This window comes from Mycobacterium sp. NGS67, assembly GCF_059812185.1.
This window is the reverse complement of record NZ_JCALCF010000045.1, coordinates 1-26456: the sequence shown is the minus strand read 5'-3', so window position 1 is coordinate 26456 and position 26456 is coordinate 1. Positions and strand designations below refer to the sequence as shown.

Sequence of the window (26456 nt, the reverse complement as noted above, 5' to 3'; positions counted from 1 at the left end):
CCTAGCAATATAAGCGTCTGGTTTGCGTCGATGACAACCGCCGCTGTCGGCAGGGCGATGACTTTGCAAGGGGTTTTAACCTCCTAGTCTCCAAAGCGCTAGCGAACAAGCCCGGCGCAAAGTTTCTTAATTGCAGTGCATTCGCCCTCGCGTTGGATTCGGTGCGGCTGCAGCCGTTGGTGTCTAGCGTTCGCGGGAAAGTTCGATTATCTCGCCCTTGATTGCCCAACGGTCACTCACCGGTTCCGCAGACAGCAAATCCCCGGCCACGCAGAGGTGGTCGCACGGGTCCCACTTGACGCCTTCGCGGTATGGGGTGACCAGCCTGTGTACTGAGCCCAACACTGCCCGGCGTTGATCAAGCAGACGTTCCTCAATCTCAGCGGAATCTGCCGGAAGAACCGTTGCGAGCCGCGCTGCGACCTCCGGCAGGATGGCGGTGTCGATGTGAGCTTGGAATGCGCAGATCACCCCATCAAAGACCCCCTTCAGTAACCCACCCCAGACCGGCTGGCGATTAACCGGCGGCCGAACCTTCACTCTGACGCCAAATGGGGTCCCGGGCGCGGTGGGCGCAAATACCTTGACATCGCCGCGGGCGAGTGCCAGCCACACCTGAGCCAGCTGCTTTTCGCCGGCGAACGCGCCGAGGTCAGTCCAGTCGAATGAGGCAACCGTTCGTTCCTGCCGCCACGAATCGAAGGCGCCCGACCGGGGCGCAAGCGCATAGCGGTAGCAGAACCGGTATCCGTTACCGTTTGGCCCCGGGGGCACCCCGGCGCCGTGTTCGAAGCGAATCCCGTTCGTACCTGAGACTCTGAACGAGTCAATGTAGTAGAGCAACACGTTCTCGACGTCGGCAGTGGAGACTTTGGGACCGAAAAACGTGGCGTGCAGTAACTGCTCTGCAGACGGCTCAAGCTGCCCGCAGCGATTGCGAATCTCATCGCGCAGGTCCTTTTGCCAGATCGGCAGGCGTTCGAACCGAATGTAGTCATCGGCCCAAGCCTGGACCATTGCAGTGTCCGCCGGTCCATGTACTTCGCAGCGGCCGTCGGGCAGTGCGGCGGGCACCGCCTGGTCAGGCGGCTTGATCGAACTGGGCGAATGGGGATCACTGGCCGGATGGCAAGTTCCGCACGGCGCAATCGGGTTCCCCACTTGGTCGATCGCCCACTGGTCGAGCTCGGCCAGATGCTCCGCGCAAACTTTGACGAATGGTCCCGTCCACGCGCCACCGTTGGGGCACTCACCGTTGATATTCCTGCAACCGGCGTGGTGCACCCTCGCTTGGGTCGCGCTGTGGCTGCGGGCGATGTTGATTACGTAGCCGTTGGGATGGGTGGCGAGCCATGCCAGGTAGCCGGCGTCGTCGTCTCGGAACTCACTCACCCACGGCTCAGTGTTAGGCTCGCGCCTCCCTTCTGTAAATTCCGTAGGCTCAGCGCGAGAGTTTAAGGGGGTTGATCCTGATCCCTCGACGACAAATCGCGCATCGACCGAGGCGGCGACCTCAATGTCCTGCGGCACCAGCTCGAGACCTGATTGCTGAACGGCTTGGTGCAGTCCGGCCCGGGCCACCGTATGGCCCTGCCCAGAGCCCGCCTCTGGACGCAGGTTGGCAACCAACATTCCTGCGTCAGCGATCGCGACGGGACTGATTTTGCCAAGGCCAAGGGCATCGGCGTACGACTGGGCACGATCAACAGCGTCCTTGACGGCCCGATCGCGGACCTGCCGAATTAACTCATCACGCCGTTTCACCGTCAATGCCCACTCGATGTGGGTGACGTGGAATCCTTCGGTGGTGGTGACGTGCTCACCGACCCAAGCGGACAACGCGGCGAAGTCGCGGAACTTTGCTTCAACGGCGACGCTGGCGTGATGCACGAGCGGCAACTGTTCGCCGTCCTGATTCCATGGCCGGGTCGACCAGGTGCGCAAGCGCTCGGCGGACCACCAGGTAACCGCGGAGTCATCCCCGTCCATGAGCTCGGTTACTGACGTCTGCACGAGGTCCAGGTCGCGTGTCACCCTCGTGTATACCGGCCCCATCGACGGACCCTCGTAGCTGATCAAGGCGTGAACAGTACCTCGCTCGGGCGGCCGAGACGCCGCGAACGAACCACGAACGGTGATTTCAGCAGACATGCGGTCAGCGTAGCGTCGGCCAATGACGCGGCCAGGTCCCAGATCTCGACCTCCCAGGTACTTCGTTTCAGATCCCGTCGCGCGCACGCCTCACAACAGATCCCTCGGCATCGCCCACAGGCCATAACCTGCGATGCGGGCCGCGTTGCGGGTCGCGCAACGCCGCGAACGAGGCCAGGTAGTTGAACAGCAACGGGAGGCCTCCACCGCAAACCTGTCCGGCAACTCCATGACGAATATGTCGGCGGCGCGAAAATCTGACCCCGGCACGGCCGCCAGGGGGTCAATTTTCAGCCGCCGCCGACACCACCATCTAACCGGGTGTGAGGGCTGGTCGGCTCACCAGGCGCACGTCGAATAGTCAACGCTGCCCAGCCGACTCATGGCTGGCCACCGCAAGTTGCACGCCGCGACGGGTTCAAAGTCTGATGCCATTGACGCCCTGGCAACTGCGCACGCCGCCATCGGCGCACCGGCTTTCGATCGGCACCGCATCGACGAGCGAGTACGTGAACTACGGATCCTGACCGACTACCGACCCCTGGCGATCTGACACGCACGAAGCTCTCGCACTGCTCCGCACACGGGTGGACACCGCGCAGCCAAGCCTTCAGGTGCGCCATGTGCTCTGCGAGATGATTAGCGAACTCGCCCAGGCCAATCAGCGCATCAACGACCTCGATGCGAGCATCAAAGAGCTCGTCAGCCTAGCGCCTAACCTGCTGGCGATCACCGGGATCAGCCAGAAACATCACCCGTTTTTCGAGCTCAGCCAGACTCGCCCGTTACACCGGCTGCGCTCCCATTCCGGTCTACTCCTCCGATCACGAACGTCATCGGCTTTAGGACGCGACCCTGCTCGCCGTCCCCGACGCCATCGCCTGGTGCTGGGCAAAAGGCGGGCACTGGCGCACTCTGATTAGCCCCACCGTCACCGCTACCCGAGACGTCTAACCAGACCCAAGCCGTAGAAAAGCGCAAAACCCGAGCGCCACGGTCGTCCGGCCGGGTCTCGGGCTCACTTCCTGAAGCTCAACGCAACAGGCACCTATAACGATACACCAATCTAAGTCAGCGTCTAAGACAATAGATCTAAGCCCGAAACCGACAACCCTTCGCTTACATCCGCGCGCCGAGCGGCGATCGACTCCGCGCGGTCGCCTGACGAATCCCCATGTTTCACAGGTTGTCCGGGCTAGACCGCGTGTCGTTATCAGGTAACACCCCCTGTCGCTGGCAGAGTTCGCACCATGACCCAAAGGCGCAGCACACACAAGGGCGATCGCGCGCAGATCATGTCGCGGCCCGATCGCGTCGTCTACGAGATCGTCAAACGTGAAGCCGCGCAGCGCGGCATCCCTATGGGCCAGTACGTGGCTGATGTTTTGGCCGCCCATGTCGGCCACCCCGAACTCATTCGTGAACTCGATAAGGAGGTTCTGCCGCTGGCGATGTAGACACACGCCCGCCCCTAAGCGCGGGCAGATGTGACATTTCCATAGCGGTGCAGACCCAAGCCTGAACATGACAAAGGCCCCGCCGTCGCGAGGCCCTGTCTGGGTTTGAACCGAGTTAGCCGCTCGGTTCCGGGTCCGCACCCGTTGCCCCGAAAGGGACGTGTCTTGCTGGACTCGTCTCACGGTAGCGCACACCTGTCTGACGTTCCAGAAATGGCGCGCAATCAGTGCGCAAATCGTGACTTCCTTGGTACCCGATCACCTCGGGTGAGTAGTGCGTGGCCGACGCCATTGGGCGCCGCCATCGCCCCCACACCGCATGCCGTCCGCGCGCTCGCAAACGAACGCCGTCGCGGCTGGGTGGAGCGCGCCGGCGCGTGCGCGCCGCAGGCGCCGATGTGGACCAGCCGCGCCGGCTGGCTCGAGAGCCTGCACCGCTGGGCGCACTCGCCGGCCCTCGCACAGCTGTGCGCCGCCGAGCGGGTGTCGATCACCGCGGCCACCCTGTTGTCGATCGCCGCGGTGATGGCCGAGCACGCCGACCACGCCACCGGCCGCCACGTCGCCCTCACCCGCGCCACCATCGCCTCCCGGGCAGGATGTGACGTGCGCACCGTGACCACCGCCTGGCGGGTCCTACGCGCCTCCCACTGGGCCATCGAGGCCCACCGCGGCCACGGCTCACCGGACACCCCCAGCATCGGGCGGCGACCCTCGGTGTACCACCTGGTGCCCCGCCGCGATCCTCACCCGGCGCCAAGCCCTGCGGGGCATGATTTCCACCTACCGCCATCAGGCGGTCCTAGTCTTTCTTCTCCCGTAGGGAAGAACTCACCAAGCGGGCGCGCAAGCGCGCCCGCCACCCACAGTTCCCAAAACCAATGCACAACTCCGCCAGCACGGCCCCCCCCGGCGCATCACCCCCCGACCGCTCGCCACCCAACGCCTCGCCGCGGCCCTCCTCGCCCGCACCCACGGCCTCGACCGCGCCCACATCGGCACCATCTGCGATGCCCTCACCGCCGCCGGCATCGACCCCACCGTGTGGACCGCACGAGCCATCACCGACGCGCTCAATACCGACATGCGGGCACGCGGATGGACCTGGCCCGACCACATCACCAACCCCGGCGCGTTCCTATCCAGCCGACTACGACGGCTGTCCTGGGCAGCTCCCCAGACACCGACAAAGGCCGGCGGCTGCGCCGCCGACCGCCTCGACCCCACGCCGCCACCCGCGCCGCTCACCGCCGCGTCGCGAGCCCGCATCGCCGCCGCCCAACAACAGATCCGCCACATCCTGGCCACCCGGTCCAAAGCGCACCCCCAGCGGTCCCACCGACCGCGATCAATGTGAGCAGGAGCAGGCGAGCCGATAACCTCGCCGATCGACCCACGGCCGCCGACATCGCCCCGCCCAGCCGAGCAGCTGGTCGCTGATCGTGCGCGAATCGCCGCCCCACTCGCCGGCCACGCCGACACACCGCTGCGCGGCCGCGCAGGCCGCCCTCGGTAGTGCCGGTCATCCCGTTGCGCGTGCCACCGCCGCCGCAGCCGCGCGCGCCGCGCTACTGCGCCGCACCCACAGCGCTGCTGCCAAAGCCGCCGACCTGGCTGCGCGGGTGGCCGCGGCGCGCACCTAACAGCACCAGGGCACACCCAAACGTGCAGTCGCGGCGCGCCGCACCCACAGAACAACTCGCTCAGGTTCCACGCAACGCCCCCGCCAGCCGCCCCTCACGCGGGCCCCCGAACGGCACTTAGGATGCCCCAAATTTTGCCCACCGCCGAACCTCACACCTCTTGCACTAAGGTATCGAATCAGTAACGTTTCGTCCTGGACGTAATTAGTTGTGGGGTTGTGGAGTGGGTGCTGACCCGGTGGCGTTGGAGGCCCGCACGGACTCGGTGCGGGCCTGTCCGCGGTGCGGGCAGCGCTTTGAGGTGCCCGATAAGGGGCCGGGGCGGCGGCCGGTGTGGTGCTCGCCGCGGTGTCGGCGGCTGGCCTCTGCCGAGCGCGTTGCGGCTCGCAATGCCGGTGCCGCGGTGCGCGTGATTGAGGTGCCCCGCGCGCATCGACCCGATCCTGATGCGCGGTTGCCGCTGCCTTCGATGCACACCCTGCACCGACTGTTTCTCAGTTCGGATTATCAGTGCCAACTCCTGCTGGAGGTCCTCGAGCACCGCTACGCCGAGGGTGCGATGGGTGAGCAGCTGGGTGCGGTGGTGCAGCGTTTCGCCGCTGCGGTGCGCCTGCACCAAGCCCTGGCCGAAGACCCCGGCTACCGGCAGGCCCGCGAGCAGGTCCAGCGGCTCGGCGAGCAGTTGCGTCGCGACGTTGAGCGTGGCCAACAGCGCGACCGCGAACTCGCGCGGCTGCGCCAAGAAGTCACCGAAGTCTGGCGGTTGCGGACCCGTCTCGCGGAATTGGAATCCCTACTCGACGCCATCGCCGGCCATCCCGCACACGACACCGAACAGCACCACCAGGTGCCGATGAGCCGCCAACAGCGCCGCGCCGCCCAACGCGCCGCCGGCAAAACCCGCTAACCCCTAACCCGCCGCCCTGCACCCGCAATTCAAACCCCAAGCCTTGTTCTATGACATGACCGGCGGTGGTCAGCAAAGGGGCTTATGCGCGGCGCTTTCAAAGGTCGTCAGCCCGGCTCCAGCGATCCCTTACCGATGATCACAAAGCCCTGCCCGCATGGCTGCTCGCCCCGCTCCAATTCAGTCGCACAGTGGATCGCGGTTCAGTAATTCTGATCGTCGTTGTGTGGGGCGAGTCTTCTTCTGTGGGTCGCCCATTGATGCTGTATTTGGCGGTCGCAGTCATCTTCGATGCGGTGTCGCACGGCGGCAGGAACGGCGTTTCCATACTGGGGATGGTCGTCGAGCCAATCAGAGATTCTCTCCTCCACCATGGCGTGGTAGCGGGCGCGGAACGCTTCGGCATCAGGGTGTTCCCGTTCGGTTGCGTTCTTGTCAGAGACAGTTTCGTCGGCCAGGTCGGAGAGGTTCGGGATTTTCCCGCCCAGCAGGTGGGCCAGCTCCTGCCGGTTCGGCACTTCTCCGGTCCGCAGTGCTTTCTGTATCAGTGGGTGCAGCTGGGAGATATCAGCCATGTTCGTGGGCCTATTTTTAGATTTTTCCCAGCCACCCCGACCACGCGGGAGACAGCACGAAACCACGCCCTTGGGGGTCCTTACACGCGGTCATCTTCTTGTCATCCACCCCGCAGATCACTCCACTGACCGTGATCGAATGAAACGGAGGCAGAGTCTTTATCTGCTGGCCATTTATAACGTCCGACGCGGGTCCTTCGTTCGTTTGCTTAAGCCCCGTGTCCGTGCCGACCCAATTCACCATATTGATTCCCGCGGCTGGGTTTGAGGTGGCTGGAGGAACGCCGGGCAGGTTGTTCCCACTGCATTGCGCTGCTCCAATGGGAAAGTTGCAGGTGATTCCATCGGGAGTAAGGAAGTAGGTTCCCGAGCTCGGGTGCCCTGGTGTGGTGGTGTCGATCCGGTAGTCGGCGATGTTGACCGGTGTGTAGCCGCTGAGGTCGGGGAATTTTGACGGCTCTGCGTGTGCGGTGCATGCAGTGATTGCAGCAGTGAGGACCGCGCCGGCGGCAGCGATAGTGAGTGTTTTAGCGATCATGTTCGTCCTGTAGGCGTCGGCGGCAGTGTGGTCTATCGGTGATTCGGGTTCACTTGGAACTGCTCCACGGTGTAGGGGATGCCGGGGTTGACTGGTGTGGTGTTCCATTGGCTGACCAGGATTCCCATGTTGTCTAGCGTTGCCCCGGGCATGATGTAGCCACCGTAGTTCTGCGGCACTCTGTCTGGCTCACCCCATGATCCGCCTGCGGCGACCAAGGTGCTTGAACCCTTGTCGAAGATTTCGGACGGGAAAGCATTGCCCACGCGTACCTCCGTGTTCCCTGTTCCGCCGTTGAACCCGGACAGCACTGGCCTTCCCTCAACCTCCCGGAAGCTGAGTTCTCCGAAGTTATCGCGACTGACGCGGACGGGCTGTTGTTCAGGATTGCCGAATTCGTGTCCGGTCCAGGGTTGCCAGGCGTCGCGGTTGGTGATGTGGTCGGGGTCGACGCGGTACATGGTGACGCCTTGGTGGCGGTCGAAGCCGTCGGCGGCGATGTAGATTTTGCCGTCGTTGCCTTGGTAGCCGCTGATCTGTGTGGGTGCTTTGGCGGGGTCGCTGATTCGCAGGGGCTCTCCGGGCACACCGGCGGTGGGGTTGGGTATCGACGCCCAGGGTTTGTAGCTGCCGTCGATAGGTTTCCAGCCGCCGGCGGGATTGTTGGTGACCTCGACCAGCCAGGAGCCCCCTTGGGGTGCTAACCCTTCGTTGGTATTGGTGCCTACCACCATCATGTAGGTTCGCCCGTCGCGGGTGGTGATGCTGCCGGCGGGCAGGGCGTTGTTGGCTCCGGCGTTTTTGGCTGCCTGGGGCAGTGGGAACAACACATTGCTACCGTCCGGCCCGGTCAACGGCGCACCGAAGTGGGCGCGCCCGTGGGCGTCGAAGGTGACGGGCACTGCCACGGAGGGAAAGTGTTCTCCGTCGCCCATTTGTCCTCCGCGATAGGAGTCACCCAACACCGCGACGTATTGCCCGCTGGGCAGTCTGATGATTTCTCCGAGATCAGCTGCTCCGATACCGGGGATGTGCGCGCCGGTCCCAGCGACGGGGCCTAGATTGCGTACCTGTCCCGGGGCCAGCCCCGGCGGCAGGGCCAGTTGGGGGCCATTGCTGCCGCTGAGTGCGGCGATGGCGGCGCGGATAGCGGCAGCGGTGTTGGTGTCGGCGGTACCTAGCTCATCGGCCAGGCGCTGCAAAGTCACCGTTTCGGTGGCGGCCTCATTGGCCCGCTGGGACTGCACGGCGTTGATGTCGGAGTCATCTAGGCCCATCAGCTTCGCCAGCTTCTTCGCAGCGGCGTAGTCATAGGTGTCGGTGACGACCCAGTCCTCCGACACCGCGAAATGATCGGCCTCTAAGCCCTGTGCCTTGTTGTTGAGTCCGTCGATCATGGGCTGCATGGTGTTCTTGCCGTTCTCATAGGCATCGGCCAAGGCATGCAAATCAGCCGCGACGGTGCGATCCTGCATCAACTCCCGGTCAGCTCGGGTATCGGCGGCGTTTCTCGAAAGGCCCTCCCAGTCGAAGTCATAGACCGTCTCGTGGACTCGTTCCCCGGATTCGGCCAGCTGATTCGCCGCGGCGCGCAACGGTCCCGCCATGTCAGCTAGGGCGGTTGCGTTGGCCTTGGACACCACGCTTTTTTGCGGGCGACTCAACTCACTGATCCCCCCAGAAATACGGGCACGGGTCTAGCTGGGGGTCAGGTTCATCTCGCCCATCGCGGTCAGCCCGTCACCAACCTGCTGCGACAGCCACGAAGGCCGCAATAATCCCGGCGTAACCAGGTCCGCCAGAGCGAAAGCGTCCGCGGCGTTGCGAAACAACAACGCCATCTGCTCACAGCGCCCACCGGCCACCTTCAACGCCGACACCACCGCATCACGGGCCGCCGACAGCTGCGCGGCGGTAACAAACCCCGCGAGGCCCGCCGCCGCAGCGGCGGGGTCCGGCACCGCCAGCCCGCTCACCAAGGCGCTCTCCGTGCCGATCTTGCCGGCACCGGCACGGACACTATCCGGGGTCACACTGAAGTTCGCCATCACGTCCTCCCGAAAACCCGATCACCCACAAAGGGACATTGTTTGAGCAGGCACCCACCGTAGTAGACACCTACGTCAGCCCACTCACTTGTCCCGCGCCCATCGTTGTCTCACATCTAGAGAATGAAGACGGCTCAGATTCTGTCTCGTCGAAGGAGCGATGTCGTGGCGGCAGAGGACAGTCGTGGTCTGCTGACTTGCGCTCAGATTGATGGTGGTCGTCGGTTGATTACGCGCAGCACTTGCTCGGGGTGGTTGCCCGGCCAAAACGCGTGTAGAGCCCAGGTGGCGCCGGCGGCCGCGAGCCGAGAAAGGTCGGTCTCCGGGCGGGAGACGACCGCGATGTCGAACCCGTCGAGAGTCCCGCGGATGCCCCGAACACTGTCAGCGATGCGTTCGACGGCGCCGGTGTCGGCGCTGAGCGGAAAGATGCCGTCGTAGCGTGCGGCTCGCCGAATAGGTCGGCCCGTAGTGCGCGCGGTGCCAAACCATAGCGGAATTCGCGGTTGCTGAACCGGTCCTGGGGTTGTCCGCACCGCTATTGCGGTGATGGTTCCTTTGTGGTCGACGGTGCGGCCGTCCCATAGTGCGGTCAATGCGGCGGCTCCCTCGTCGAGAATGTCTCCGAGGCGCTTGTGACCGCGCTCACTGAAATTTCCCACTGATGCTCATCGAAATTCCCCACCCGTGTGGCTCCGCCGAGAAGGGCGGGCCTCCTTCCAAGCTGCTGGTGTCTGACGCCAGTTGCTTCACCGAAGGAGGCCCGCTTTCTCATGCTCACATGGGAGGACGATGTGGAAGTACATGCCCTACGCAAGCGTGGTTGGACGATCGCGGCGATCGCCCGCCACACCGGCTTCGACCGCAAGACGGTCCGCAAGTATCTGGCCGGTGACGGCACCCCCGGGGTACGCGCCCGGCCCGGCCCCGATCCATTCGACCCGTTCGTCGACTACGTCATGGCGCGGTTGACTGAGGACCCACACCTGTGGGCCCGGACCCTGTTTGACGAACTCGAAGACCTGGGGTTCGGTCTGTCGTATCAGAGCCTGACCCGCAACATCCGCGTCCGGCGTCTACGGCCGGTCTGTGAGGCGTGCCGGACCGCCACCGAGCGCCCTAACGCAGTGATCCCACACGCACCCGGGGACGAAACCCAATGGGACTGGCTGGAATTGCCAGACCCGCCGGCATCCTGGGGGTGGGGCAAGACGGCGCATCTGCTGGTCGGCTCGCTGGCGCATTCGGGAAAATGGCGCGGCTTCTTGGCGCCCTCGGAGGATCAGCCGCATCTGGTCGCCGGCCTCGACCGCGTCACTCGTGGACTGGGCGGGCTGACCCGGGTGTGGCGGTTCGATCGGATGGCCACGGTGTGTGACCCCGGCAGCGGTCGGATGACCGCGTCCTTCGCCGGGGTCGCCAAACACTACGGCGTTTCGGTGGCGATCTGCCCCGCCCGGCGCGGCAACCGCAAGGGCGTGGTCGAGAAGGTCAACCACACCGCCGCGCAACGCTGGTGGCGCACCCTGGCCGACGACATGACCGTCGAGGCGGCCCAGGCCAACCTGGATCGCTTCGCCGTACTCCGCGGTGACACCCGACGGCGGGCCAGCACCGACGGCCGCTCCTCGGTCGCCGTGGTCGCCAAGTCCGAACTGCTGGCCCCGGTGCCGGCGGTGTATCCAGTGATCGTGGCTGAGGCTCGCACCGCCTCGCGGCAGGCAATGGTGTCCTACCGCGGCAACCGCTACTCGGTGCCCCCAGAACTGGCCGCCGCCCAAGTCGTCGTATCGCATCCCGTCGGCGGCCAGTTCTGCGACATCGCCACCATGAGCGGCATCGTGATCGCCCGCCACCGGATGGCCGCCGATGGACTCGGCGTCATGGTGCGTGACAGCGGGCACGTCATCGCCCTGGACGCCGCGGCGATGGCCACCGCTACCACCGGGCGCCCCCACCGCCGCAAGGAACGCATCCCACCGGGCCCGGCGGCCAAAGCTGCTGCTGCACAACTGCTCGAAGCCAAGGACTCCAATAGCCTTGGCGCCCAATCCCCAATCGAATCAACCGATTCCACCGTCATCGATCTGTCCGTCTATGAGCGGGCCGCCCAGAACAGGACCATCCAATGACCCCCACGCCACGCAATGGCAAGACCACCACTACCAACGAGGAATCACCGTCGGCGGCGGCGAGCCGTTATCAGCAGCTGCGCTCGCATCTGGCCGAGCTCAAACTGGCCGCGGCCGCCGAAGCCCTACCGGCGGTGCTCGACCAGGCCACCGCCGAAGGGCTGTCGCTGACCGTCGCGTTGGAGCGACTGCTGGCCGTGGAAGTCAAGGCCAGCACTGCCCGCCGCCTAGCCGGCCGGCTGCGGTTCGCCTGCCTGCCGACCCCGGCCACCCTGGCCGACTTCGATGTTGATGCTGCCGCCGGGATCGACCGCAAACTCATCGACGAACTGGGCACCTGCCGCTACCTGGAGTCAGCGACCAACATTCTGCTCATCGGGCCGCCGGGCACGGGAAAGACACACTTGTCGGTCGGATTGGCAAGGGCTGCAGCCCATGCCGGCTACCGGACGTACTTCACCACCGCCGCCGACCTAGCCGCCCGCTGCCACCGTGCCGCGATCGAGGGACGCTGGGCCACCACCATGCGCTTCTATGCCGGTCCGACGCTGCTGGTCATTGATGAACTCGGCTATCTTCCGCTGCCCGCTGAAGCCGCCTCGGCGTTGTTTCAGGTTGTCTCTCAACGGTATTTGAAGACCAGCATCGTCATCACTACCAACCGCGGGGTGGGTGCATGGGGCGAGATCCTCGGCGATACCACCGTGGCAGCGGCCATGCTGGACCGCCTGCTGCACCGTTCCGTCGTCATCAACCTCGACGGCGAGTCCTACCGGCTACGTGACCACCAGGCCGCCGCCGAAACGCTGCGCCGGACCACCACCGGCACCCGCCAACAACTACACTGACCGCTGCTCACAGGTGAGGAATTTCGGCGAGCACACCTGGGGACTTTCGATGAGCGCCGTCACTTGTGGTCAGCGTCTTCACCGAAGGCGCTGTATTCACCTCCGACATCCCCACCGGTACCGAGCCCCAGGGTGAGCCGGCCTCGACTGAGGTGGTCGAGGGTGACCGTTTCGCGGGCGAGCTTGGCGATTCTGCGGCGCGGGAGTGGCGTCACCATGGTTCCGATACGGATGCGGCGAGTGACCGTCGCCACCGCGGCCAGCACCACCCACGGGTCGGCAATGTCCCACTCGCCCGGAATGGGACTCAATACGTGGTCCCAGACAAACAGTCCGCCCCAGCCGGCCTCTTCTGCTGTACCGGCGATGTCGGTTATCGCATGCGGATCTGCCAACGGGCCAAATAGTGGGACATAGATCGCATGTCGCATTCACAAACGGTAGAGGGCGGCACCGTCAAGCCTCTGCGTGTCTCACATCTAGAGAGTTGTTTCTGGCGTTTTTTGGAGAGGCAATCCCCAGGGCGGCGGGGGGTGCGTAGTAGAGGACGAATCTCCCCGCCGCTCCGGAGAGGTGGTTAGCCGCGTTCGGTGACCGTGGTGTTGGGGTGACGTGCGGCAGTGGATGCCTTCACGAACTTGCCGGTGACTGCGCTGCGGTGGTGCGTTCCACTGCTGTGGTTGGCGCCCCGTTCGGTGACTGTGGTGCGCGGGTTGCGCGCCGCGGTTGACGCCTTCACGAACTTGCCGGTGACTGCGCTGCGGTGATGCCCCTTGGACATTGGCGGTATTCCTTTCTCATGCGTCCGACCCTGAGTGGAGTCGAACACTTTGGTAACTAGCTTTCTACTTTAGTGTATCACGTGGTGTCTACTATCGTGTAAATCCGTCTACAATGGTGCTATGACCACCGACAACGATTCCCTAGGCCCCACCCTGCGCGAGCTTCGCGAGTTCTCGGGAAAGACGTTGAAAGCTGTTGCCGAGCCGTCCGGAATCAGTACCGCTTACCTACAGAAACTTGAGCGTGGTGAGGTCAAGAGCCCATCGCCGAAGGTGTTGCATGGTCTCGCTGAAACGTTGGGCGCGGACTACCTCGAACTGATGCGCCGCACGGGATATGTCGTGCCAGGTGGAACGGCGCAAGGCAAAACGCTGGCTCACGCTCTGAGTTCAGAGGGCCTCACTGAGCAGGAGGCCGAGGCCCTCACCACCTATCTCCAGCTGTTACGACAGAAGCAACGGCAGCGAAATGCTTGAGGATCTCGACAGCGCACAGGACATCGAGGAACGCACTCACGCGCTACTGAAGGCCGCTGATGCATATGGCCGGTACCCCACGCCGGTAGATGACATCATCGCGGCGCGCGGCCTCCTGGAGTCTGACGAATTCACTCTGGATGAAGGAGTGCTTGCCGCGATGCCCAAACAGGTGCGCAACCTTGTCCGTCGCGGGTTTCGTGGTCTACGTGGCGCGTTAGATCGGCGTGAGCGCACCGTCCACATCAGTGAGCTGGTCACCCATGAGGGACGCAAGAACTTCGTCAAACTCCACGAAGTGACCCACGACCTGCTGCCCTGGCAGCAGCAGCTCGTCCACACCGACAACGAAGAGACACTGAGTCCGTCGACAAACCGACTGTTCGAGCAGGAGGCCAATCAGGGTGCCGCTGAGCTGCTGTTTCAGCGACACGGATTCACTCATGACGCGAGAAGTTTGGACACCGGTGTAGCGAGCGTGGCCCACCTTGCCCAACGCTACGGATCGTCTCTTCAAGCAGCTTTTCGCCGCTACGCCGAAACGCACCAGGACGCCGTCCAAGTTCTGTGCCTGAGCAAGATGCCCAACAGCGATGGCAGCTACGACCGGCGTGAAACACCTCGCTCCCCGAAATGGGTAGAGCGCTTCGGGAACACGCGATACCCGCGACGTCTGCACCCCTCAGCGCACCCCTTCCTCGCGGCCATCGACCACGGGCTCAATGAGGTCCCCATGCTGGACAGCGCCAGCGCCCGGGTGAACGTGCGTGTGGAAACGTTGAACACTGGATACGCGGAGATCATGATGTTTTGGGTCAAGACCGAGCGACGCCGTCTTCTGCGTCCTATCCGTGTCCGCCTGACCGGTGAATGAGCCACAGTTGCTATAAACGTAATGACGCATATACGTCATTACGTTTATAGCCCGGTCTCCCGCTGATCCCTCAGCTTGGCGGGGCGTGCCGGCGGTCCGGTCCGGTCAGCTCTGGGCCGTGCCTAGTCTGGCCGCGGCGAAGGACGTAGTAAGGGGCGAGCATCAGGCCCCAGGTCAGACGACATCGAAGCCCAAGCGCTCCACGACGCATAAACGTAATTACGTTATGACGTAAATACGTTCAGCCCTCATGGCACACCGGCGGTCGGCCGCTGCGTCAGCACGGTATGTACCTTGCTCCGTCCCGCAACCCAATCCCGCAGGTCGCGGCTAATCGAGTTCAGCAGCGGTAGGAGAACCCGGTCGTGCTGGGCCAAGACATCGACATAGAGCAGCGAGTCCATGTGTGACACCCGGTTTCGCAGTCTTCGCAAATCGCGAACCTTATTGCCGGTGCCGTACCCGCGCGGATCACGCTGTACATGTGGAAATCCCCCCTGTAAACAGTTGCGCCACAGGTCTCGCCGGGCTTGAAGGTTCACCTGGTTCTGCACCGGGTGACCGTTCGGGTCCAACCACGCCGCATTAAACTTCTCCGGCAGCAGGTTCGCCCAGGTGCCGAACATGACGTGAGCAACCAGATCGTCGTGAGTGATCGCACCGCCGTGACGGGGATGGTTGGCCGGCCGAGCCCGGCGGGACTGGTCAGCCGCCTTGTAGAGATTATGGCGAGTCGTGCTGAACACGTTCGGTCCCGACAGGTATGGAATGCCGGCAACATGATCGATCCATTCAGGCACACCCACATGCTGTTGCGACCACGCACACAGCTGCGTGTCGATGGCATGCCGCACAGCTACCTCGGCGATTCCCAACGGGTCCTGCAAAGCCGCGGCGACCTCGATATTCCACTCGTACAGCGCCAACGCATCGGCGTCTTGACCGCCTGATAGGGACCGATAATGCGCCAGCCGCGAGGGATGCAGGCTCTTGAAGATCATCGCCGCAGGATTCACCGACACAATTGGTCACTGTGCCAGACAAACAAGGAAGCCCCCCTCAGAGAGGGAGGCTTCTTCACGAACAGCCGGACGAACCGACCGCATCTGCAGACCACGATACACAATAGTGGAACACCTGTAAATCACAGTACACAATAGTGGAACACCAGCGAAGCACTTAATTCCAGTGCTCCGCCGTGACGTTAGACGTAACAACGTACAAACGTAATTACGTCTTTACGTTATTAGCTAGCCACTGATCGGCCAAATCGGTGAGAATCTTGCTCATGCTGGTGTCGCCATCGAGGGCGGCTTGCTTGAGGCCGCGCACAGTGGAACGGGGTAGGTAGACAGTGGCCCGCTGCATGTCATCTGCTGGGGATCGGAACGCTTCGGCGGCCCGCTTGGCAGGCTCAGTACGCACACGGGCGGCCATCTTCGACGTCAGATCAGACATGGGCCATCGCCTCCAGGAGTTCGGTCAGTACATCGTCGTAGCCGTGCAGACGAGTTGGTGTTGCGCCGTAGGCGCGGCGCACGTCCTCACGCCGCAGGATCGGGGTCCCGATGACGGGCACGCCCTCCGCCTCCAGGAGCGCACGAACTTCATCGGCAAGACGGGTGCGTAGATCCACGCTCGTCAGCAGAACGGCGGTCGGACGGTGAGCAGTGATCTCCAGAGTCGGCCAGACTCGTCGCACGTCCAGTGGGGACGCCCCAGTCGGCACGACAACCAGATCCGCAACGTCAATGGCTTCCTGAATCACCTGCGCTGTCCCAGGCGGGGTGTCGATGATCGTCAAATCCCGATCGCGTTCCGCCGTCAGTGGCCGACTGGCCGGCACTACCGGAAACGGCATCGGACCGTCGGCGCGGGCATCGGCAGCCCATTCCAACGCCGAGCCTTGCGGATCGGCGTCGACGAGCACCACGTCCAGACCGCGCGAGACGCCGGCTGCCGCGAGATACATCGCGCTGGTGGTCTTGGCGACACCACCCTTGGTGTGGACCAACGAAAGAATCGGCATACACGAAACCTTACGTCCTGACGTAACAACGCAACTAAGCTAGAACGTAACAACACAATGACGGAATTACGTCTTTACGTTGAACGGCTACGGTGAGTGGCTTACGGGTTCCGATGTATGTTCCCAATCCGCTAGCCCCGGCGGCCATGGCGGCCGCCAAGAACACGACGGTGCTGCGCACCGTCAGCAGCGGCGGCGGTTCCTTCTGCGGTGCCACAGTTGCCCCTATCGCTCGTAGAAACATGCCCCTTCACCCCTTTAGGGACGGCAGACCACGTTCTACAAGGGCACCGCTCAGAAGCCTGGCGGCTAGGACATTGATCGCCATAAGATCGCAGGTCAGACGAATCTGGACGTTGGACAGAAGGCGCAGCACCCCTTCCTCGCCCGCAGATTGTGGTGGAACGTGAGGGTGGTGGCTGTCAAGGCCAAGCCGCTACGCGGTCGACCCCGGTCGAGCCTTGACAGCCACCACCCTCACGCACGAACGCGGCCCCTATGGGGAAGGGTGAAATCAAGAAATCAGTCGCCATAGCTCCCATTGCCGCGCGTGCGGTGTTCATCATCAGCGAAGCGAACGCCACCCAGCGTGGAGGGGGCGGCGGTACAGGTGCGGCACGGCGCGCCGACTAGAGATCCTCGCGGTGAGGTGATCTCCGGGTTCACGGTGTCGAGTCGTCACGGCAGAACTCCTTCTTTCTTGGCTCCCTGGAAAATCCAAGGGGAAACTTCGGGGCATGCTTAATTATCATTCACTCCAAAATTTCGCAAAAGTCATCAAAATAATAAATGATTACCGCTCGTAACATAGAAATAGAGCATTTGTTTACGTATCAGAGTTGAAACCTCCTACACCACAACACCTTTCAGGACACAGTTTTCCGTTAGCGACACATTTACTATTACCTCGATTGGTGCATTTATCGCCTGTCTAGGGACTGTAACCACACATCGGTAAAATGCGCCAACACTACAGCCGTATTCAACATAAATCCCCGTCAATGGGGACGGGTCCGGCAAGGGGTACGGGGCGTTCGACCCCCGTACCGGCGCAGTGAAGGCCCTACTCTTCGTGAGACAGTCTGTTACTTTGGGATTGCCGAACTTTCTGATTTAGAGGTGAAACGTGCCTGGTCACGATCGCGACCCTCTGCCGGGGCAGTGGGTGCCCTACGGCCAGCTCGAGCGCAAGGAAACGCGCTTGCGGCCTGATCAATACAACCGCCTGAGCAGCATCAGTCGCAGTCTCAATCGGGCCCGGGCCGGCAAGGGTGAACGGATCACCGAAAACACCCTGATCCGAGTCGCTATCGACCTGCTACTTCAACGCGAAACAGAGCTAGCCGGCAACACAGAAACGGAGCTTCGCAAATCAGTCGGACTGTCAGCTCCTCAGTAACTTACAGACTCTGTTACTCTGCGTTGATGAACGATCAGTTCGTGCTTGCCGCGGCGGCTGACGTCCGCGCATTCAACAACGCGACATCGGTGACGCGGCTGGCCAGTCGCGCTATGGATCCTGATGAGGCTTACCGCGTTCTGGATGCGGCAGAGGTACTGACGCATCTCATGGCGCGGGCCTTCATCAGGGTTGGTCTTGCTGTAGGGCAATCGCTGAGCCTTGCCTGCGGTGACGACCTCGCTGATGTCGGTATGGCCGACCTCACCGCGGCCGCGGTTCACCTAGCTGAGGCCGCCCAGCTTGTTTCAGCCGTGGCCGACAAGATCGCCCCTCTGGTCGATCGAGATTCTGAGAGTGCTGGCCGCCGCTGGCGCACGATATGTACCGCCGTGCGGAACTGGGCCGCAAGGTCCCTCCACCACGTCGCGTAATTAATCACAAAAACATCACGGCCGCCGCGGCGTGTCGGGTACCAGGTACAACCTTATTCCCGCAAGGATCGCAGACATGGCACAGCCGCATAAAGGTGATCGCGAACAGATCAAAGTACGCGCTGCGGCGGTCGTCTACGCCCGCCTACGTGAAATGGCCGCCGAGCGCGGCACCAGTGTTAGTCAACTTTCCGCAGATCTGCTCGCGATCGCGGTGGGTCACCCAGAAGCCGTTCGTGAGTTCGACAGGGAGGTTTTGCCACTGGCGATGTAAGCACCGGCGACCTGACACAAAGTCAGGTAGATGGCCAACAATTCCATAGCGGTGTGGACGACTCGCTGAGATGACGAAGGCCCCGCGTAAGCGGGGCCCTGTCGGAAGGGTTTGAGCCGAGTTAGCAGCTCGGTTCCGGGTCCGCACCCGTTGCCCCTGAAAGGGACGTGTCTTGCGCGACTCGTCTCACGGTAGCGCATACCTGTATCAGGTTCCAGAGGGCGCGCGCCGTGATCTCTTCGATAGTTATCATCGGACGCCGTTAACGGCGTCGTCGCGGCCGCTGGCTGCGGCCCCTGCGACGTATCGCGGGTGCAGTACGACGCGACGCCGCCGCGGCGTCATCCGCACCACTGGTGTTGCCGAAGTGTTGGCGATGCGCCGCGGCCGGCGCCTGGCCGGCCGGGAACTGCCGCCCCCGAGCACGTTCGTCGCCCTCAACCTCGACGACCAGGCCTACGCCGGGGTCCCATGCTGGAGCGCCGGCCCCACCGGATGGGCGCACATCACGGTGGCGGTGGCCTACGACCTGCACTACCACCGGGTGCGGCCGCTGATGTGCAACGGCGGCATCGCCAAACCCACCCTGATCGTGATCGCCGCGGCCATGGCCCGCTACGCCGATCGGAGCACCGGACGGGGCTGTCGGCCCACCAACGCCCAACTCGAACGCGACACCGGCTTCGATGAACGCACCATCCAGCGCGCCCACGAATGCCTGCGCCTGCTCGGGGTGGCCACCGAGATCCTGCGCGGCCGACAGCGCACCTACATCGAACGCATGGCGTCCTGGCGGATGGGCGATCGCCACCGCGGCTGGGCCTCGGTGTGGGCACTGCACGACAACGCCCACACCACCCGACTTGTCCACAGCTTGTCACCCCACCTGGAACGGTCCCCAGTAACCACTGCATCCCCCGGTTTGGGCAAGCTGGTTACTACCCACGCGGGCGCTCACCGCGCCCGGCACAGCGGCGCTACGCGCCGCCGAGCACCAGATAAGGCCGGCCGGCGCCTGGCCGTGCGGTGGCGCGCCGATCCACACGCCCCCCCGTGGGCCCGCAAGTTCAGCACCAGCAGCTGGGCGGCGATGCTGGCCGCGCCGGCGGCCGCCGGCTGGACACCGCGCGACCTCAACGCACTGGTGTCAGACTGGCTCGGCACCCGGCATCGCATCCAGGATGCTCCACCGCGACCGATCGCCCTGCTGGGCACCCTGCTGGCCTGGCACAGCGCCCACAACACCCTGGCCGACCGGCCCGCCGCCCTCGACGAGGCGCGCGACGCCCACGAATGCACCGCCCGAGCGGCCCGCCAGACCGCCCGCGAGGCCGAACACCACGCCCACTGCAAGGGCCGCGCTGCGGGCCGAGCTGCGGCCACTGGGCCCGGCCGTGCGGCGGTCTTCGCTGAGCTCGCCTACGCGCGCCGCCGTGCCGCCACCCGACGCACCGCAACCGTGGCCGCCGAACACGCACGCGTGAGCGCGATGATCGAGAATGCTCGCCGCGATGACCAGCGCACCCCTGACATGTCTCGCTGGGACTTGTGGCGCTAACCGCACCCATGGGAACCGTTGCTCGCTCTTTCCCCTGACCCGCCGCAACACTGTGGGCCTTGTGCGGAATGCGCCTCGTCGAGAGCGGGGCGAACCCGGCGCGCGCGTCGGATCGTTGTTGGCGACGGCGTGCGCCGATCGGCCCAGCTAGGAGCCCTTTCTTTTAGTACGCTAGTGCCAGACAGTGGGGGATGTCGCACCAGATGGGTGTGGCACAGGCGGTAAAGGGGACGGCGGATGGCTGCGGCAGCAACCTCATACTCGACACCGGGGGAGGGGTATGTGCCCCGCTGCACCGCAGACCCGGAGCGCTGGACCACTACCCAGCCCGACACCCAAGCCGTCGCGCTGTGTGTGGCCTGCCCGCGCCGGGGGTGGTGCGCCCAGCAGGCCTATCAGGCCACCAACGTGCAGGGGCTGTGGGCCGGGGTGGTGATTCCCGAGTCCGGGCAGCGCGCCCGGGACTTCGCGTTGCGCCGTCTGCGGGTGGTGGCCGAACGTGGTGGCTATCAGGTTGCCCCGCGCCGGCGGGGCCGCCCCCGCGGTTCCCGGAACTGATCTTTTTGTGGTAGTTGCGTTTTAAGCGCACCTACGCCGAGAGCGGTTGCCGCGGAGCGAGGAAAAGGTCAGATGCGGGTCATTCCGTCGTGGTCATGGGAGCAGAAATCACAGGGCTCGCCGTGTTCGCTGCCGTAGTTGACGTAGCGTGCAACTTTGCTGATTACCGTGGCGGCGGTGTCGGCATCAAGTGCGGGTAGCGGCGTTGCGGGATCATTGAGTGCGGCGATGCTGCGCACTAGGGCGGCAGGGTGGTGGGGGTCGTCGGTGATGTCGACGACGGGCTTCGCGTCAACAAAGAGGGTGTACATGTCGTGTTCGGGAAATCCGAAGTTCAGTCTCAGCACCCACCACTGACCTGACTGTCTGGCGACGTAGGGGAAGAATTTGTAGCCGGTGCGCGTCCAATGTGGTTGCGCGGCTACGTCAATCGCGAGGGGGGGCTTAGCGGATTGTCCAGCACTAGACATGTCTTGATTTTAGTCCTGACGTGGACGTGGCTACCTGCGGTGGCAGGTGTTGCGACGGGCGCGAAGGTGGGCTCTGGTGCCTGGTTCAGGGTTGCGGGTTGGATGCGTCGGAGGCTGGCAGTGTTGTCGTTGACCCGGTGAGGTGGTGGAGTTCGGCGTGCAGGTTGGTATGGGCTTGCGCTGTCCAGCGCGCGTGCGCGGCGGGAGTGCGATACAAAGCGGGCGCTTGAAGGAAGGCGTGCAGAATTTTTGAGCGTCCTTCCCGGAACGCGTCGTCGCTGAGGTGGGCGTATTCAGCGCGGATAGCGTTGGTGTAGTGGGTATAGAGGTCTGGTGGTGCGGCCAGGATTGCGAGATCGGCATCGCATAGCGTTTCGCCGTTGTGATCACCAGGAGCGGGATCGTGGTGGGCGGTCAACCGGATCAAGCGGGCCACCTCGCTGATCAGTGCCGGCGGTAACCGCAGCGCGATCAGGTCTTCTTGTGCGCGCTGGGCGCTTTCGTGTTCGTCGTCGGGTTGGCCGCGGTAGACGATGTCGTGATACCAGGCGGCAAGACGCACAGCATCAGGATCCGTTGCGTGTGCGGCGAGTTCGTCGATGCGGCACAACACATCGCGCAGGTGGGTGATGTTGTGATAGCGCCGGTGAGGTTCGTCCCAGGCGATAAGTACGGCTCGGCCAATATCGCCGGCGTGTTGGTAAGCGCCATTACAGCCGGCAACAAGGGTTAGCCACTGACCTATCAGGTCAGCGGTTTGTCCGGAGTCGCCAGCCACTTACCCAGCTGCCCCTTCTCGCAGACACTGCTTTATGGACAAAGCATTTAAGTCGAAGTCGTTGTAATGCAACATTTTACGGCGTCCGCCCTAAGTCAATTCAGAGACATTCACAGAGGCGGCTTGAGCTCCTCGATACTGTCAGGTTGAAGCGGCAGATTAGGATTGTCCTGGGCAGCGCAACGTGTCGTCCGTTTGGGTTAAGCAAGTTTTGTCCGGTCCGTCCGACTTGGTTTGCCATCAGAATTGCGGCATGCCCGGCTCTGGAAATGGCCGCATAATTCCTCCCCCACCTCCTCCCCGCGCTCCTCCACCCCCGCCTCCTCCGAGGGCTCCGCCTGCCCCGGCGTTGGGGCCGACACCGCCTGCTCGTGAGCTGCCGGTGCCACCTTCGGGTCCCGTTGGTCCGCCACGGCCGCTGGCGGCTCAGGGCGGGGTTCGGCGGCGGGAGCTCCTTCGATGGGTGCGGAAGGGCGCACCGGCGGTAGTGGGGGTGGGCGCTGGGGATCAATCCCTAGGGAGTCGTTCACGCTGGCTCTGCTGCGGGTGGAGCTGTCGATGATGGCGTTGTAGAGATCGTTGCCGGCGAGGCCTTTTGCTTGATTCTTGGCGATGATCTGCTCATAGGTCATGTTGGGATCAGAGGCGGCTAGCTCAGCGGCGCGTGTGCGGTTACTCATAAGGTCGCGAACCCACGTCCGCAGCGAATTGCGTTGATCGAACATGATTTTCGCGCGCTGTTCAGGGTTGAGGCCTAGTTGGGTGAGCCGTTCGTTGAGTTGTCGCATGTTCAGTTCACCCTGGGTGTAGACGGCGCGTGCCTCCTCGTTTGACAGTGATCCCGGCGGGTATTCGGGCAAACCCAAATCGGCGGCGGGGTTTGGCGTGGGCTGGGCGGGGTCTTGTTTCCAGTGCCGATCGACGGTTTGAATGCGCGCTCGTCGAGGATGGGAGTGTGGACCGCCGGGCGGCCCGAAGTTGGCTGCGTTGCCGATCGCCGATTGTGCGTCACGAATCTGTTGTGCCACTTGGTTTTCGGCAGACCACCACCTGTCTGATGATTCTTTGAGCTCAGCGGCGGCCGCGGCGACAACTTTGCTGTTCGCGTCGGCGGATTCCTGGCTGGTACCCGCGGGCGCAGTGTAGGTAATCGAGAGATCCTCGTGGACCGTCACGCCCGGTGAAGCCTCGGCGTTGGCGATGATCTGTTGGGCGTTGCTCAGCGGCGGCATCAATGTCGAGGTGACCGTGTTGCGGATCTGTGCGGTGGCGCGCTCGACGCAGGTACGCAAATTGGCGACTGTTCGGTAATCCTGACGTGCGCGGGTTTGGGTGGCCTCGGCGGTCTGTCCTTCCCAGGACGAGCCGCCCGGGCGCTCGGTGTATTTTTTGTATGTTTCGGCTTGCTGTTCAAGTGTGTCGACGGTCCGGAGCCAGTCGTCGAGCAGATCCAGCACCCGGTGGGGGTTGGTGCCAAGGATCTGCGACTTGGTCGGCGTCAACCTTTCGGCTTCCTACATCAAGGTCGAGGTCTGTGGTGGCGATGGGGCACTGTTGGCCGCCCCCGGCAGTTGCTCATCGGAGGACAAAAATCCTTGGCGGGCATCCTCGACCATCTGAGCGACCATAGTGAACTGATCGGCCACCGCCCGTCTCACCGCTGGCAACGTGATAGCAGACACCTCTTGAGCAGCTGCGAGCGAGGGCGCCATGTTCTGAGTCTCATGAAGGGGCTGCCCGGGAATGTCCTGCTTAACCCGCTGCGCCAAATCGCAAAGCTGCGGCAACAATCGCCCTAACGCATCGAGATCTGCGCGGAGCTGATCCCTCACTTCCCCTCCACCAGGTACGCTGTCGCCGCCACTTTTTAAAGTGGAAGCGGGGTTGATCCTACCTAGGCAAGAGACGGCAAGAACCCGACTTGAGCAGCTTTGGATCTCCAAGGGCCCCCGCATTTGTTTGCTGAATGTGGACCCCTATTTCAAGGGCCAGAGTATTTCAGCGACGATCATTAGATCTTTTCTAAAGATGTCGCGCGACGAACTGGGGCAGAGCAGATCACTGTGATGACTGCTGTAGGACTTGGCTGCCGTATCGGCTAGTTACTGCTGTGACCTGTTGGTGGCTGCGCAGGTAGTCGGCTAGTTCTTGGTTGATGTAGCCGGCGATATCGATGAGGTTGTCGAGGTTGTGGGAGTGGTTGAGGGTGAAGATGTGTTCGTGGTGGGCAACTCGGTTGCGGAGTAGTTCGAATGTGCGCAGGTTGTTCCGCAGGGGGCCTGGCGAGTTTCGGCCGTCGGGTCCGTAGTTCGGAAATGCTTTGTAAACGAATGGCCGCCAAAGTTTTTGGAAGTAGTCGTAGACGTTCGAGTGGCGGCGGGGGATGCCTTCTCCGACGAGGGAGACCCAGAACCCGAGGCTGAGATTGCTGACGACATCGCCCCCTGTGGGTTCCACAGTGCGGGGCTGGCCAGGAAGGTTGTGCTTGCGGTCAAAGGTCTCGAGCGACTTTTTGATCTTGTCGCGTTCTTTCTCAGTCAGGTGGATTCGTGGGTGGTCGGCGAGGGCCTCGGCGTGCCAGCCCTGTTCGCGCGTGACGCCGAGATGGGAGCAGAGCTGGACATCGATGGCGTTTCGGATGGCGACTTCGACGAGCGCGATTGATGGCCAGTAGGCCGCGGAGAGGTCGCAGTTCCACATGTAGAGCCGCGCGGCGCGTGCTGTGTCGCCGCGGGCGGCCGCTCGATACCGCTGGTAGCGGGCGGGGGAGATTAGATCTTCGAGCGGGAGTTCGTGGGCGTCCATCGTTCAGGCCCTAGAAAGCGTTTTGCCCTGAGGGGCCAGACACACCATTGCTGGTGCCGGGAATGCCTCAGGGCTTACGTCGTCCACTGTACACCCGACACGGGGGTTTGGTGATGTGACGGCTGCCATTCGTTGCTCCCTCAGACGGCGGGAAGCACCGCTCGACCAGCGGGAAGTAGGTGTTGGGGCGGTCATGCACTGGCGATCTTCGGGACCACGCGGAGCCGGCGCTTCTCGATGCGGCCGAACGGCGGCACCAACGTGTAGTTGTAGACCTCGGTTGTCTGGATCTTCTCTAGTGGAGTGGGCTTGTAGCTGATGGAGAGGTTCAGCAGACCGGCCTCGCGCAGTTCCCGCAGGCCACGCTGTGCGCTGGATTCGCTGATCCCGTACCACTCGGGAACCCGCTCACCGGGCAGGATGAAGCCCGGCCCGAGGGTGGAGCTGATCAGCAACATCGCCTTCGCGGCCAGCGTCAACGTCCGGTACCAGGCCTGCTCGTCGGTCCAGTACTCGAATGGGAGCTGAAAGTAGCGATTGGCGACGTCGCGCCCAGACGGTGCGGTGTAGTCCTCGCGGCTGCCGTCCTCCCGCAGGGAGGTGAAGACCGCCCTGCGACCAGTCTTGCCGCGGGTGATCAGGCCGTACTTTTGGTCGAGTCGCCGCCAGGTGCGCGAGACGACGGCGGCACCGTGGTCTTGGTCGGTTTCGACACCCAGCATGCGGGCCCAGACCCGGGAGAGAAGGGGCCGGCTGGTCCAGGGTTCCGCCGAGACCAGGGCGCGGTGCAGCAGGAACAGGTCCAGTGCGCGGTCATCCTGCGCGCGAACCATCTTGTGGAGCGGTCCGGGGACGGGATGCTTTTGATCACCCCCTTGGACGAAGCTGTTCCGGATGTTGACCCGCTGAGAGGTGCGGGCGGAGGCCTTCAACAGCGCCTCAATGGCGGCCTGCTGGCCGGGGATCGGTGCGTGATTCATGGACTCATCATGCCAGGTCACCGCGAGTCAAACTCCGGCAGCGACCCTGATACTTGCCGCGACAGAAGGAGCTATAAAACAACATCTAATCGCCCTCTGAGTACCTGTCGAAGTACCCGTCGAATCACCGGAGCCACTTGCGGATGCCCTTGCCCTTCATCATCACGGCCAGGGGTCCTTGATGGTGGGGCCGCGGGGTGATAGCCCACTTCCGTGTTTCGGGGTCAGTTCTGGTCGAAGAAGCGTGCCGCCTGGTCGCGAATGCGTGCGAGCCGCTTCGATACGGCGCTGTGGCTGCTGTAACCGAGGATCTTGCCGACGTCGGTAAGGGAGGTGACTCCACTGCGCAGGACGACCACCACTTCGCGATCGCCGGGGTTGAGCAGGGTCAGGAAGTCGCTGCAGGCGAGCTGGCCGATGACTTCGGTCTCAGGACCGTGAACCGGAGTGGTGTCATCGAGTTCGACGAAGGTGACGGTGACCTTCGAGCGCTTGTGGTTGAGCGTGCGATCGAAATCCTCCTTGGCCTGTGACCACCGGTCGGAGAAGTCGTCGTGGACCCGGTGGGAGCGCACGGCGTCGAGAATGTCGCGCAGCCGGCCGGACTTGTCGGCGGCGTCGAGGGTGCGCTCGACGAACTCGGCGGCTTCCTGTTCCCCGGCCCACAGGTCAGAACCCACCCTGGGGCCGGCGGCGGTGACGCCGTCGAGGATCTCGCCGTTGCTCAGCCGTACCGGGC

At 63.5% G+C, this 26456-nt stretch carries 29 protein-coding genes and 1 pseudogene; 12 read left to right on the top strand and 18 right to left on the bottom strand.

The features are described 5' to 3' along the window. Positions 1-183 precede the first annotated feature (183 nt). A complete protein-coding gene (locus tag AC5Y4D_RS25745) occupies positions 184-2151 on the bottom strand; it encodes an SIMPL domain-containing protein (protein ID WP_500038572.1) in 1968 nt (655 codons plus the stop codon). Between the two features lie 1250 nt (positions 2152-3401). Here AC5Y4D_RS25745 and AC5Y4D_RS25740 point away from each other — a divergent pair. Continuing rightward, positions 3402-3608 carry a hypothetical protein gene (locus tag AC5Y4D_RS25740; RefSeq protein ID WP_005149417.1) on the top strand — a complete coding sequence of 69 codons (207 nt, stop codon included), beginning with the start codon at positions 3402-3404 and terminating at the stop codon, positions 3606-3608. 224 nt (positions 3609-3832) lie between these two features. Here AC5Y4D_RS25740 and AC5Y4D_RS25735 read toward each other — a convergent pair whose 3' ends face one another. Continuing rightward, positions 3833-4309, bottom strand: a complete 477-nt coding sequence (locus tag AC5Y4D_RS25735; protein WP_500038571.1) for a hypothetical protein — start codon at positions 4307-4309, stop codon at positions 3833-3835. A 341-nt stretch (positions 4310-4650) separates the two neighbouring features. Between AC5Y4D_RS25735 and AC5Y4D_RS25730 the strand changes: the two genes are divergently transcribed. From AC5Y4D_RS25730 to AC5Y4D_RS25720, 3 genes are all read left to right on the top strand, one after another. Continuing rightward, complete coding sequence (locus tag AC5Y4D_RS25730; RefSeq protein ID WP_500038570.1) at positions 4651-4965, top strand: hypothetical protein; 315 nt, start codon at positions 4651-4653, stop codon at positions 4963-4965. A gap of 85 nt (positions 4966-5050) precedes the next feature. Beyond that, positions 5051-5251 carry a hypothetical protein gene (locus tag AC5Y4D_RS25725; RefSeq protein ID WP_500038569.1) on the top strand — a complete coding sequence of 67 codons (201 nt, stop codon included), beginning with the start codon at positions 5051-5053 and terminating at the stop codon, positions 5249-5251. A gap of 223 nt (positions 5252-5474) precedes the next feature. Then, positions 5475-6158: a hypothetical protein gene (locus AC5Y4D_RS25720; protein ID WP_287042184.1), complete on the top strand. Its 684-nt coding sequence runs from the start codon at positions 5475-5477 to the stop codon at positions 6156-6158. 203 nt (positions 6159-6361) lie between these two features. On the opposite strand, the gene AC5Y4D_RS25715 is transcribed toward AC5Y4D_RS25720, so the two are convergent. From AC5Y4D_RS25715 to AC5Y4D_RS25695, 5 genes are all read right to left on the bottom strand, one after another. Continuing rightward, a complete protein-coding gene (locus AC5Y4D_RS25715; RefSeq protein ID WP_287042181.1) occupies positions 6362-6733 on the bottom strand; it encodes a hypothetical protein in 372 nt (123 codons plus the stop codon). Between the two features lie 16 nt (positions 6734-6749). Continuing rightward, positions 6750-7271 carry a hypothetical protein gene (locus AC5Y4D_RS25710; protein ID WP_287042179.1) on the bottom strand — a complete coding sequence of 174 codons (522 nt, stop codon included), beginning with the start codon at positions 7269-7271 and terminating at the stop codon, positions 6750-6752. Between the two features lie 32 nt (positions 7272-7303). Then, positions 7304-8935, bottom strand: coding sequence for a DUF4185 domain-containing protein (locus AC5Y4D_RS25705; RefSeq protein WP_306238376.1), 1632 nt, complete (start codon positions 8933-8935; stop codon positions 7304-7306). Between the two features lie 33 nt (positions 8936-8968). Then, entirely contained in the window at positions 8969-9319 is a 351-nt protein-coding gene (locus tag AC5Y4D_RS25700) for a hypothetical protein (protein WP_287042175.1), read from the bottom strand. 203 nt (positions 9320-9522) lie between these two features. Then, complete coding sequence (locus AC5Y4D_RS25695) at positions 9523-9981, bottom strand: LLM class flavin-dependent oxidoreductase (protein WP_306249123.1); 459 nt, start codon at positions 9979-9981, stop codon at positions 9523-9525. A gap of 111 nt (positions 9982-10092) precedes the next feature. On the opposite strand from AC5Y4D_RS25695, the gene AC5Y4D_RS25690 reads away from it, so the two are divergent. Beyond that, positions 10093-11451: a Mu transposase domain-containing protein gene (locus AC5Y4D_RS25690; RefSeq protein ID WP_306249121.1), complete on the top strand. Its 1359-nt coding sequence runs from the start codon at positions 10093-10095 to the stop codon at positions 11449-11451. Beyond that, positions 11448-12299: an IS21-like element helper ATPase IstB gene (gene istB, locus AC5Y4D_RS25685; RefSeq protein WP_306249119.1), complete on the top strand. Its 852-nt coding sequence runs from the start codon at positions 11448-11450 to the stop codon at positions 12297-12299. Before AC5Y4D_RS25690 ends, istB begins: the two co-directional genes overlap by 4 nt. Positions 12300-12358: 59 nt before the next feature. Here istB and AC5Y4D_RS25680 read toward each other — a convergent pair whose 3' ends face one another. Continuing rightward, positions 12359-12694, bottom strand: coding sequence for an LLM class flavin-dependent oxidoreductase (locus tag AC5Y4D_RS25680; protein ID WP_306249117.1), 336 nt, complete (start codon positions 12692-12694; stop codon positions 12359-12361). A gap of 182 nt (positions 12695-12876) precedes the next feature. Next, positions 12877-13080 carry a hypothetical protein gene (locus AC5Y4D_RS25675; protein WP_500038568.1) on the bottom strand — a complete coding sequence of 68 codons (204 nt, stop codon included), beginning with the start codon at positions 13078-13080 and terminating at the stop codon, positions 12877-12879. Between the two features lie 121 nt (positions 13081-13201). Between AC5Y4D_RS25675 and AC5Y4D_RS25670 the strand changes: the two genes are divergently transcribed. Further along, entirely contained in the window at positions 13202-13558 is a 357-nt protein-coding gene (locus AC5Y4D_RS25670; RefSeq protein ID WP_500038567.1) for a helix-turn-helix domain-containing protein, read from the top strand. Continuing rightward, a complete protein-coding gene (locus AC5Y4D_RS25665; protein ID WP_500038566.1) occupies positions 13551-14432 on the top strand; it encodes an ImmA/IrrE family metallo-endopeptidase in 882 nt (293 codons plus the stop codon). Before AC5Y4D_RS25670 ends, AC5Y4D_RS25665 begins: the two co-directional genes overlap by 8 nt. Positions 14433-14680: 248 nt before the next feature. Here the strand turns inward: AC5Y4D_RS25665 and AC5Y4D_RS25660 are convergent, their stop codons facing one another. From AC5Y4D_RS25660 to AC5Y4D_RS25650, 3 genes are all read right to left on the bottom strand, one after another. Continuing rightward, complete coding sequence (locus AC5Y4D_RS25660; RefSeq protein WP_500038565.1) at positions 14681-15433, bottom strand: hypothetical protein; 753 nt, start codon at positions 15431-15433, stop codon at positions 14681-14683. Between the two features lie 229 nt (positions 15434-15662). Further along, positions 15663-15890: a hypothetical protein gene (locus AC5Y4D_RS25655; protein WP_500038564.1), complete on the bottom strand. Its 228-nt coding sequence runs from the start codon at positions 15888-15890 to the stop codon at positions 15663-15665. Next, a complete protein-coding gene (locus AC5Y4D_RS25650) occupies positions 15883-16461 on the bottom strand; it encodes a nucleotide-binding protein (protein ID WP_500038563.1) in 579 nt (192 codons plus the stop codon). The genes AC5Y4D_RS25655 and AC5Y4D_RS25650 overlap by 8 nt, the downstream gene beginning before the upstream one ends. A 1425-nt stretch (positions 16462-17886) precedes the next feature. Here AC5Y4D_RS25650 and AC5Y4D_RS25645 point away from each other — a divergent pair. The 4 genes from AC5Y4D_RS25645 (at position 17887) to AC5Y4D_RS25630 (ending at position 20684) form a co-directional block, all read left to right on the top strand. Continuing rightward, complete coding sequence (locus AC5Y4D_RS25645) at positions 17887-18294, top strand: hypothetical protein (RefSeq protein ID WP_500038562.1); 408 nt, start codon at positions 17887-17889, stop codon at positions 18292-18294. Between the two features lie 76 nt (positions 18295-18370). Then, positions 18371-18568 carry a toxin-antitoxin system gene (locus tag AC5Y4D_RS25640; RefSeq protein WP_500038561.1) on the top strand — a complete coding sequence of 66 codons (198 nt, stop codon included), beginning with the start codon at positions 18371-18373 and terminating at the stop codon, positions 18566-18568. Between the two features lie 376 nt (positions 18569-18944). Further along, positions 18945-20126 carry a helix-turn-helix domain-containing protein gene (locus AC5Y4D_RS25635; protein ID WP_500038560.1) on the top strand — a complete coding sequence of 394 codons (1182 nt, stop codon included), beginning with the start codon at positions 18945-18947 and terminating at the stop codon, positions 20124-20126. Between the two features lie 237 nt (positions 20127-20363). Further along, positions 20364-20684, top strand: coding sequence for a WhiB family transcriptional regulator (locus tag AC5Y4D_RS25630; protein WP_500038559.1), 321 nt, complete (start codon positions 20364-20366; stop codon positions 20682-20684). Between the two features lie 68 nt (positions 20685-20752). Here AC5Y4D_RS25630 and AC5Y4D_RS25625 read toward each other — a convergent pair whose 3' ends face one another. From AC5Y4D_RS25625 to AC5Y4D_RS25600, 6 genes and pseudogenes are all read right to left on the bottom strand, one after another. Next, positions 20753-21154, bottom strand: a complete 402-nt coding sequence (locus AC5Y4D_RS25625) for a hypothetical protein (protein ID WP_500038558.1) — start codon at positions 21152-21154, stop codon at positions 20753-20755. Positions 21155-21239: 85 nt separating this feature from the next. After that, on the bottom strand, positions 21240-21932 hold the full coding sequence (locus tag AC5Y4D_RS25620) for an HD domain-containing protein (protein ID WP_500038557.1): 693 nt from the start codon (positions 21930-21932) through the stop codon (positions 21240-21242). Between the two features lie 200 nt (positions 21933-22132). Beyond that, positions 22133-23434 carry a hypothetical protein gene (locus AC5Y4D_RS25615; RefSeq protein ID WP_500038556.1) on the bottom strand — a complete coding sequence of 434 codons (1302 nt, stop codon included), beginning with the start codon at positions 23432-23434 and terminating at the stop codon, positions 22133-22135. Positions 23435-23990: 556 nt separating this feature from the next. Beyond that, a complete protein-coding gene (locus AC5Y4D_RS25610) occupies positions 23991-24737 on the bottom strand; it encodes an Abi family protein (RefSeq protein WP_500038555.1) in 747 nt (248 codons plus the stop codon). A 191-nt stretch (positions 24738-24928) separates the two neighbouring features. Next, positions 24929-25717 carry a hypothetical protein gene (locus AC5Y4D_RS25605; protein ID WP_500038554.1) on the bottom strand — a complete coding sequence of 263 codons (789 nt, stop codon included), beginning with the start codon at positions 25715-25717 and terminating at the stop codon, positions 24929-24931. A gap of 224 nt (positions 25718-25941) precedes the next feature. Continuing rightward, positions 25942-26456 (bottom strand): annotated as a pseudogene (locus tag AC5Y4D_RS25600) (sigma-70 family RNA polymerase sigma factor); the annotation flags it as partial.

Coding starts and splice junctions, on each gene's coding strand:
- AC5Y4D_RS25745 (WP_500038572.1), bottom strand. CDS start 2,151: ATGTCTGCTGAAATCACCGTTCGTGGTTCGTTCGCGGCGTCTCGGCCG.
- AC5Y4D_RS25740 (WP_005149417.1), top strand. CDS start 3,402: ATGACCCAAAGGCGCAGCACACACAAGGGCGATCGCGCGCAGATCATG.
- AC5Y4D_RS25735 (WP_500038571.1), bottom strand. CDS start 4,309: ATGCTGGGGGTGTCCGGTGAGCCGTGGCCGCGGTGGGCCTCGATGGCC.
- AC5Y4D_RS25715 (WP_287042181.1), bottom strand. CDS start 6,733: ATGGCTGATATCTCCCAGCTGCACCCACTGATACAGAAAGCACTGCGG.
- AC5Y4D_RS25710 (WP_287042179.1), bottom strand. CDS start 7,271: ATGATCGCTAAAACACTCACTATCGCTGCCGCCGGCGCGGTCCTCACT.
- AC5Y4D_RS25700 (WP_287042175.1), bottom strand. CDS start 9,319: ATGGCGAACTTCAGTGTGACCCCGGATAGTGTCCGTGCCGGTGCCGGC.
- AC5Y4D_RS25690 (WP_306249121.1), top strand. CDS start 10,093: ATGCTCACATGGGAGGACGATGTGGAAGTACATGCCCTACGCAAGCGT.
- istB (WP_306249119.1), top strand. CDS start 11,448: ATGACCCCCACGCCACGCAATGGCAAGACCACCACTACCAACGAGGAA.
- AC5Y4D_RS25675 (WP_500038568.1), bottom strand. CDS start 13,080: ATGTCCAAGGGGCATCACCGCAGCGCAGTCACCGGCAAGTTCGTGAAG.
- AC5Y4D_RS25670 (WP_500038567.1), top strand. CDS start 13,202: ATGACCACCGACAACGATTCCCTAGGCCCCACCCTGCGCGAGCTTCGC.
- AC5Y4D_RS25665 (WP_500038566.1), top strand. CDS start 13,551: ATGCTTGAGGATCTCGACAGCGCACAGGACATCGAGGAACGCACTCAC.
- AC5Y4D_RS25660 (WP_500038565.1), bottom strand. CDS start 15,433: ATGATCTTCAAGAGCCTGCATCCCTCGCGGCTGGCGCATTATCGGTCC.
- AC5Y4D_RS25655 (WP_500038564.1), bottom strand. CDS start 15,890: ATGTCTGATCTGACGTCGAAGATGGCCGCCCGTGTGCGTACTGAGCCT.
- AC5Y4D_RS25650 (WP_500038563.1), bottom strand. CDS start 16,461: ATGCCGATTCTTTCGTTGGTCCACACCAAGGGTGGTGTCGCCAAGACC.
- AC5Y4D_RS25645 (WP_500038562.1), top strand. CDS start 17,887: ATGAACGATCAGTTCGTGCTTGCCGCGGCGGCTGACGTCCGCGCATTC.
- AC5Y4D_RS25640 (WP_500038561.1), top strand. CDS start 18,371: ATGGCACAGCCGCATAAAGGTGATCGCGAACAGATCAAAGTACGCGCT.
- AC5Y4D_RS25635 (WP_500038560.1), top strand. CDS start 18,945: ATGCGCCGCGGCCGGCGCCTGGCCGGCCGGGAACTGCCGCCCCCGAGC.
- AC5Y4D_RS25630 (WP_500038559.1), top strand. CDS start 20,364: ATGGCTGCGGCAGCAACCTCATACTCGACACCGGGGGAGGGGTATGTG.
- AC5Y4D_RS25625 (WP_500038558.1), bottom strand. CDS start 21,154: ATGTCTAGTGCTGGACAATCCGCTAAGCCCCCCCTCGCGATTGACGTA.
- AC5Y4D_RS25610 (WP_500038555.1), bottom strand. CDS start 24,737: ATGGACGCCCACGAACTCCCGCTCGAAGATCTAATCTCCCCCGCCCGC.
- AC5Y4D_RS25605 (WP_500038554.1), bottom strand. CDS start 25,717: ATGAATCACGCACCGATCCCCGGCCAGCAGGCCGCCATTGAGGCGCTG.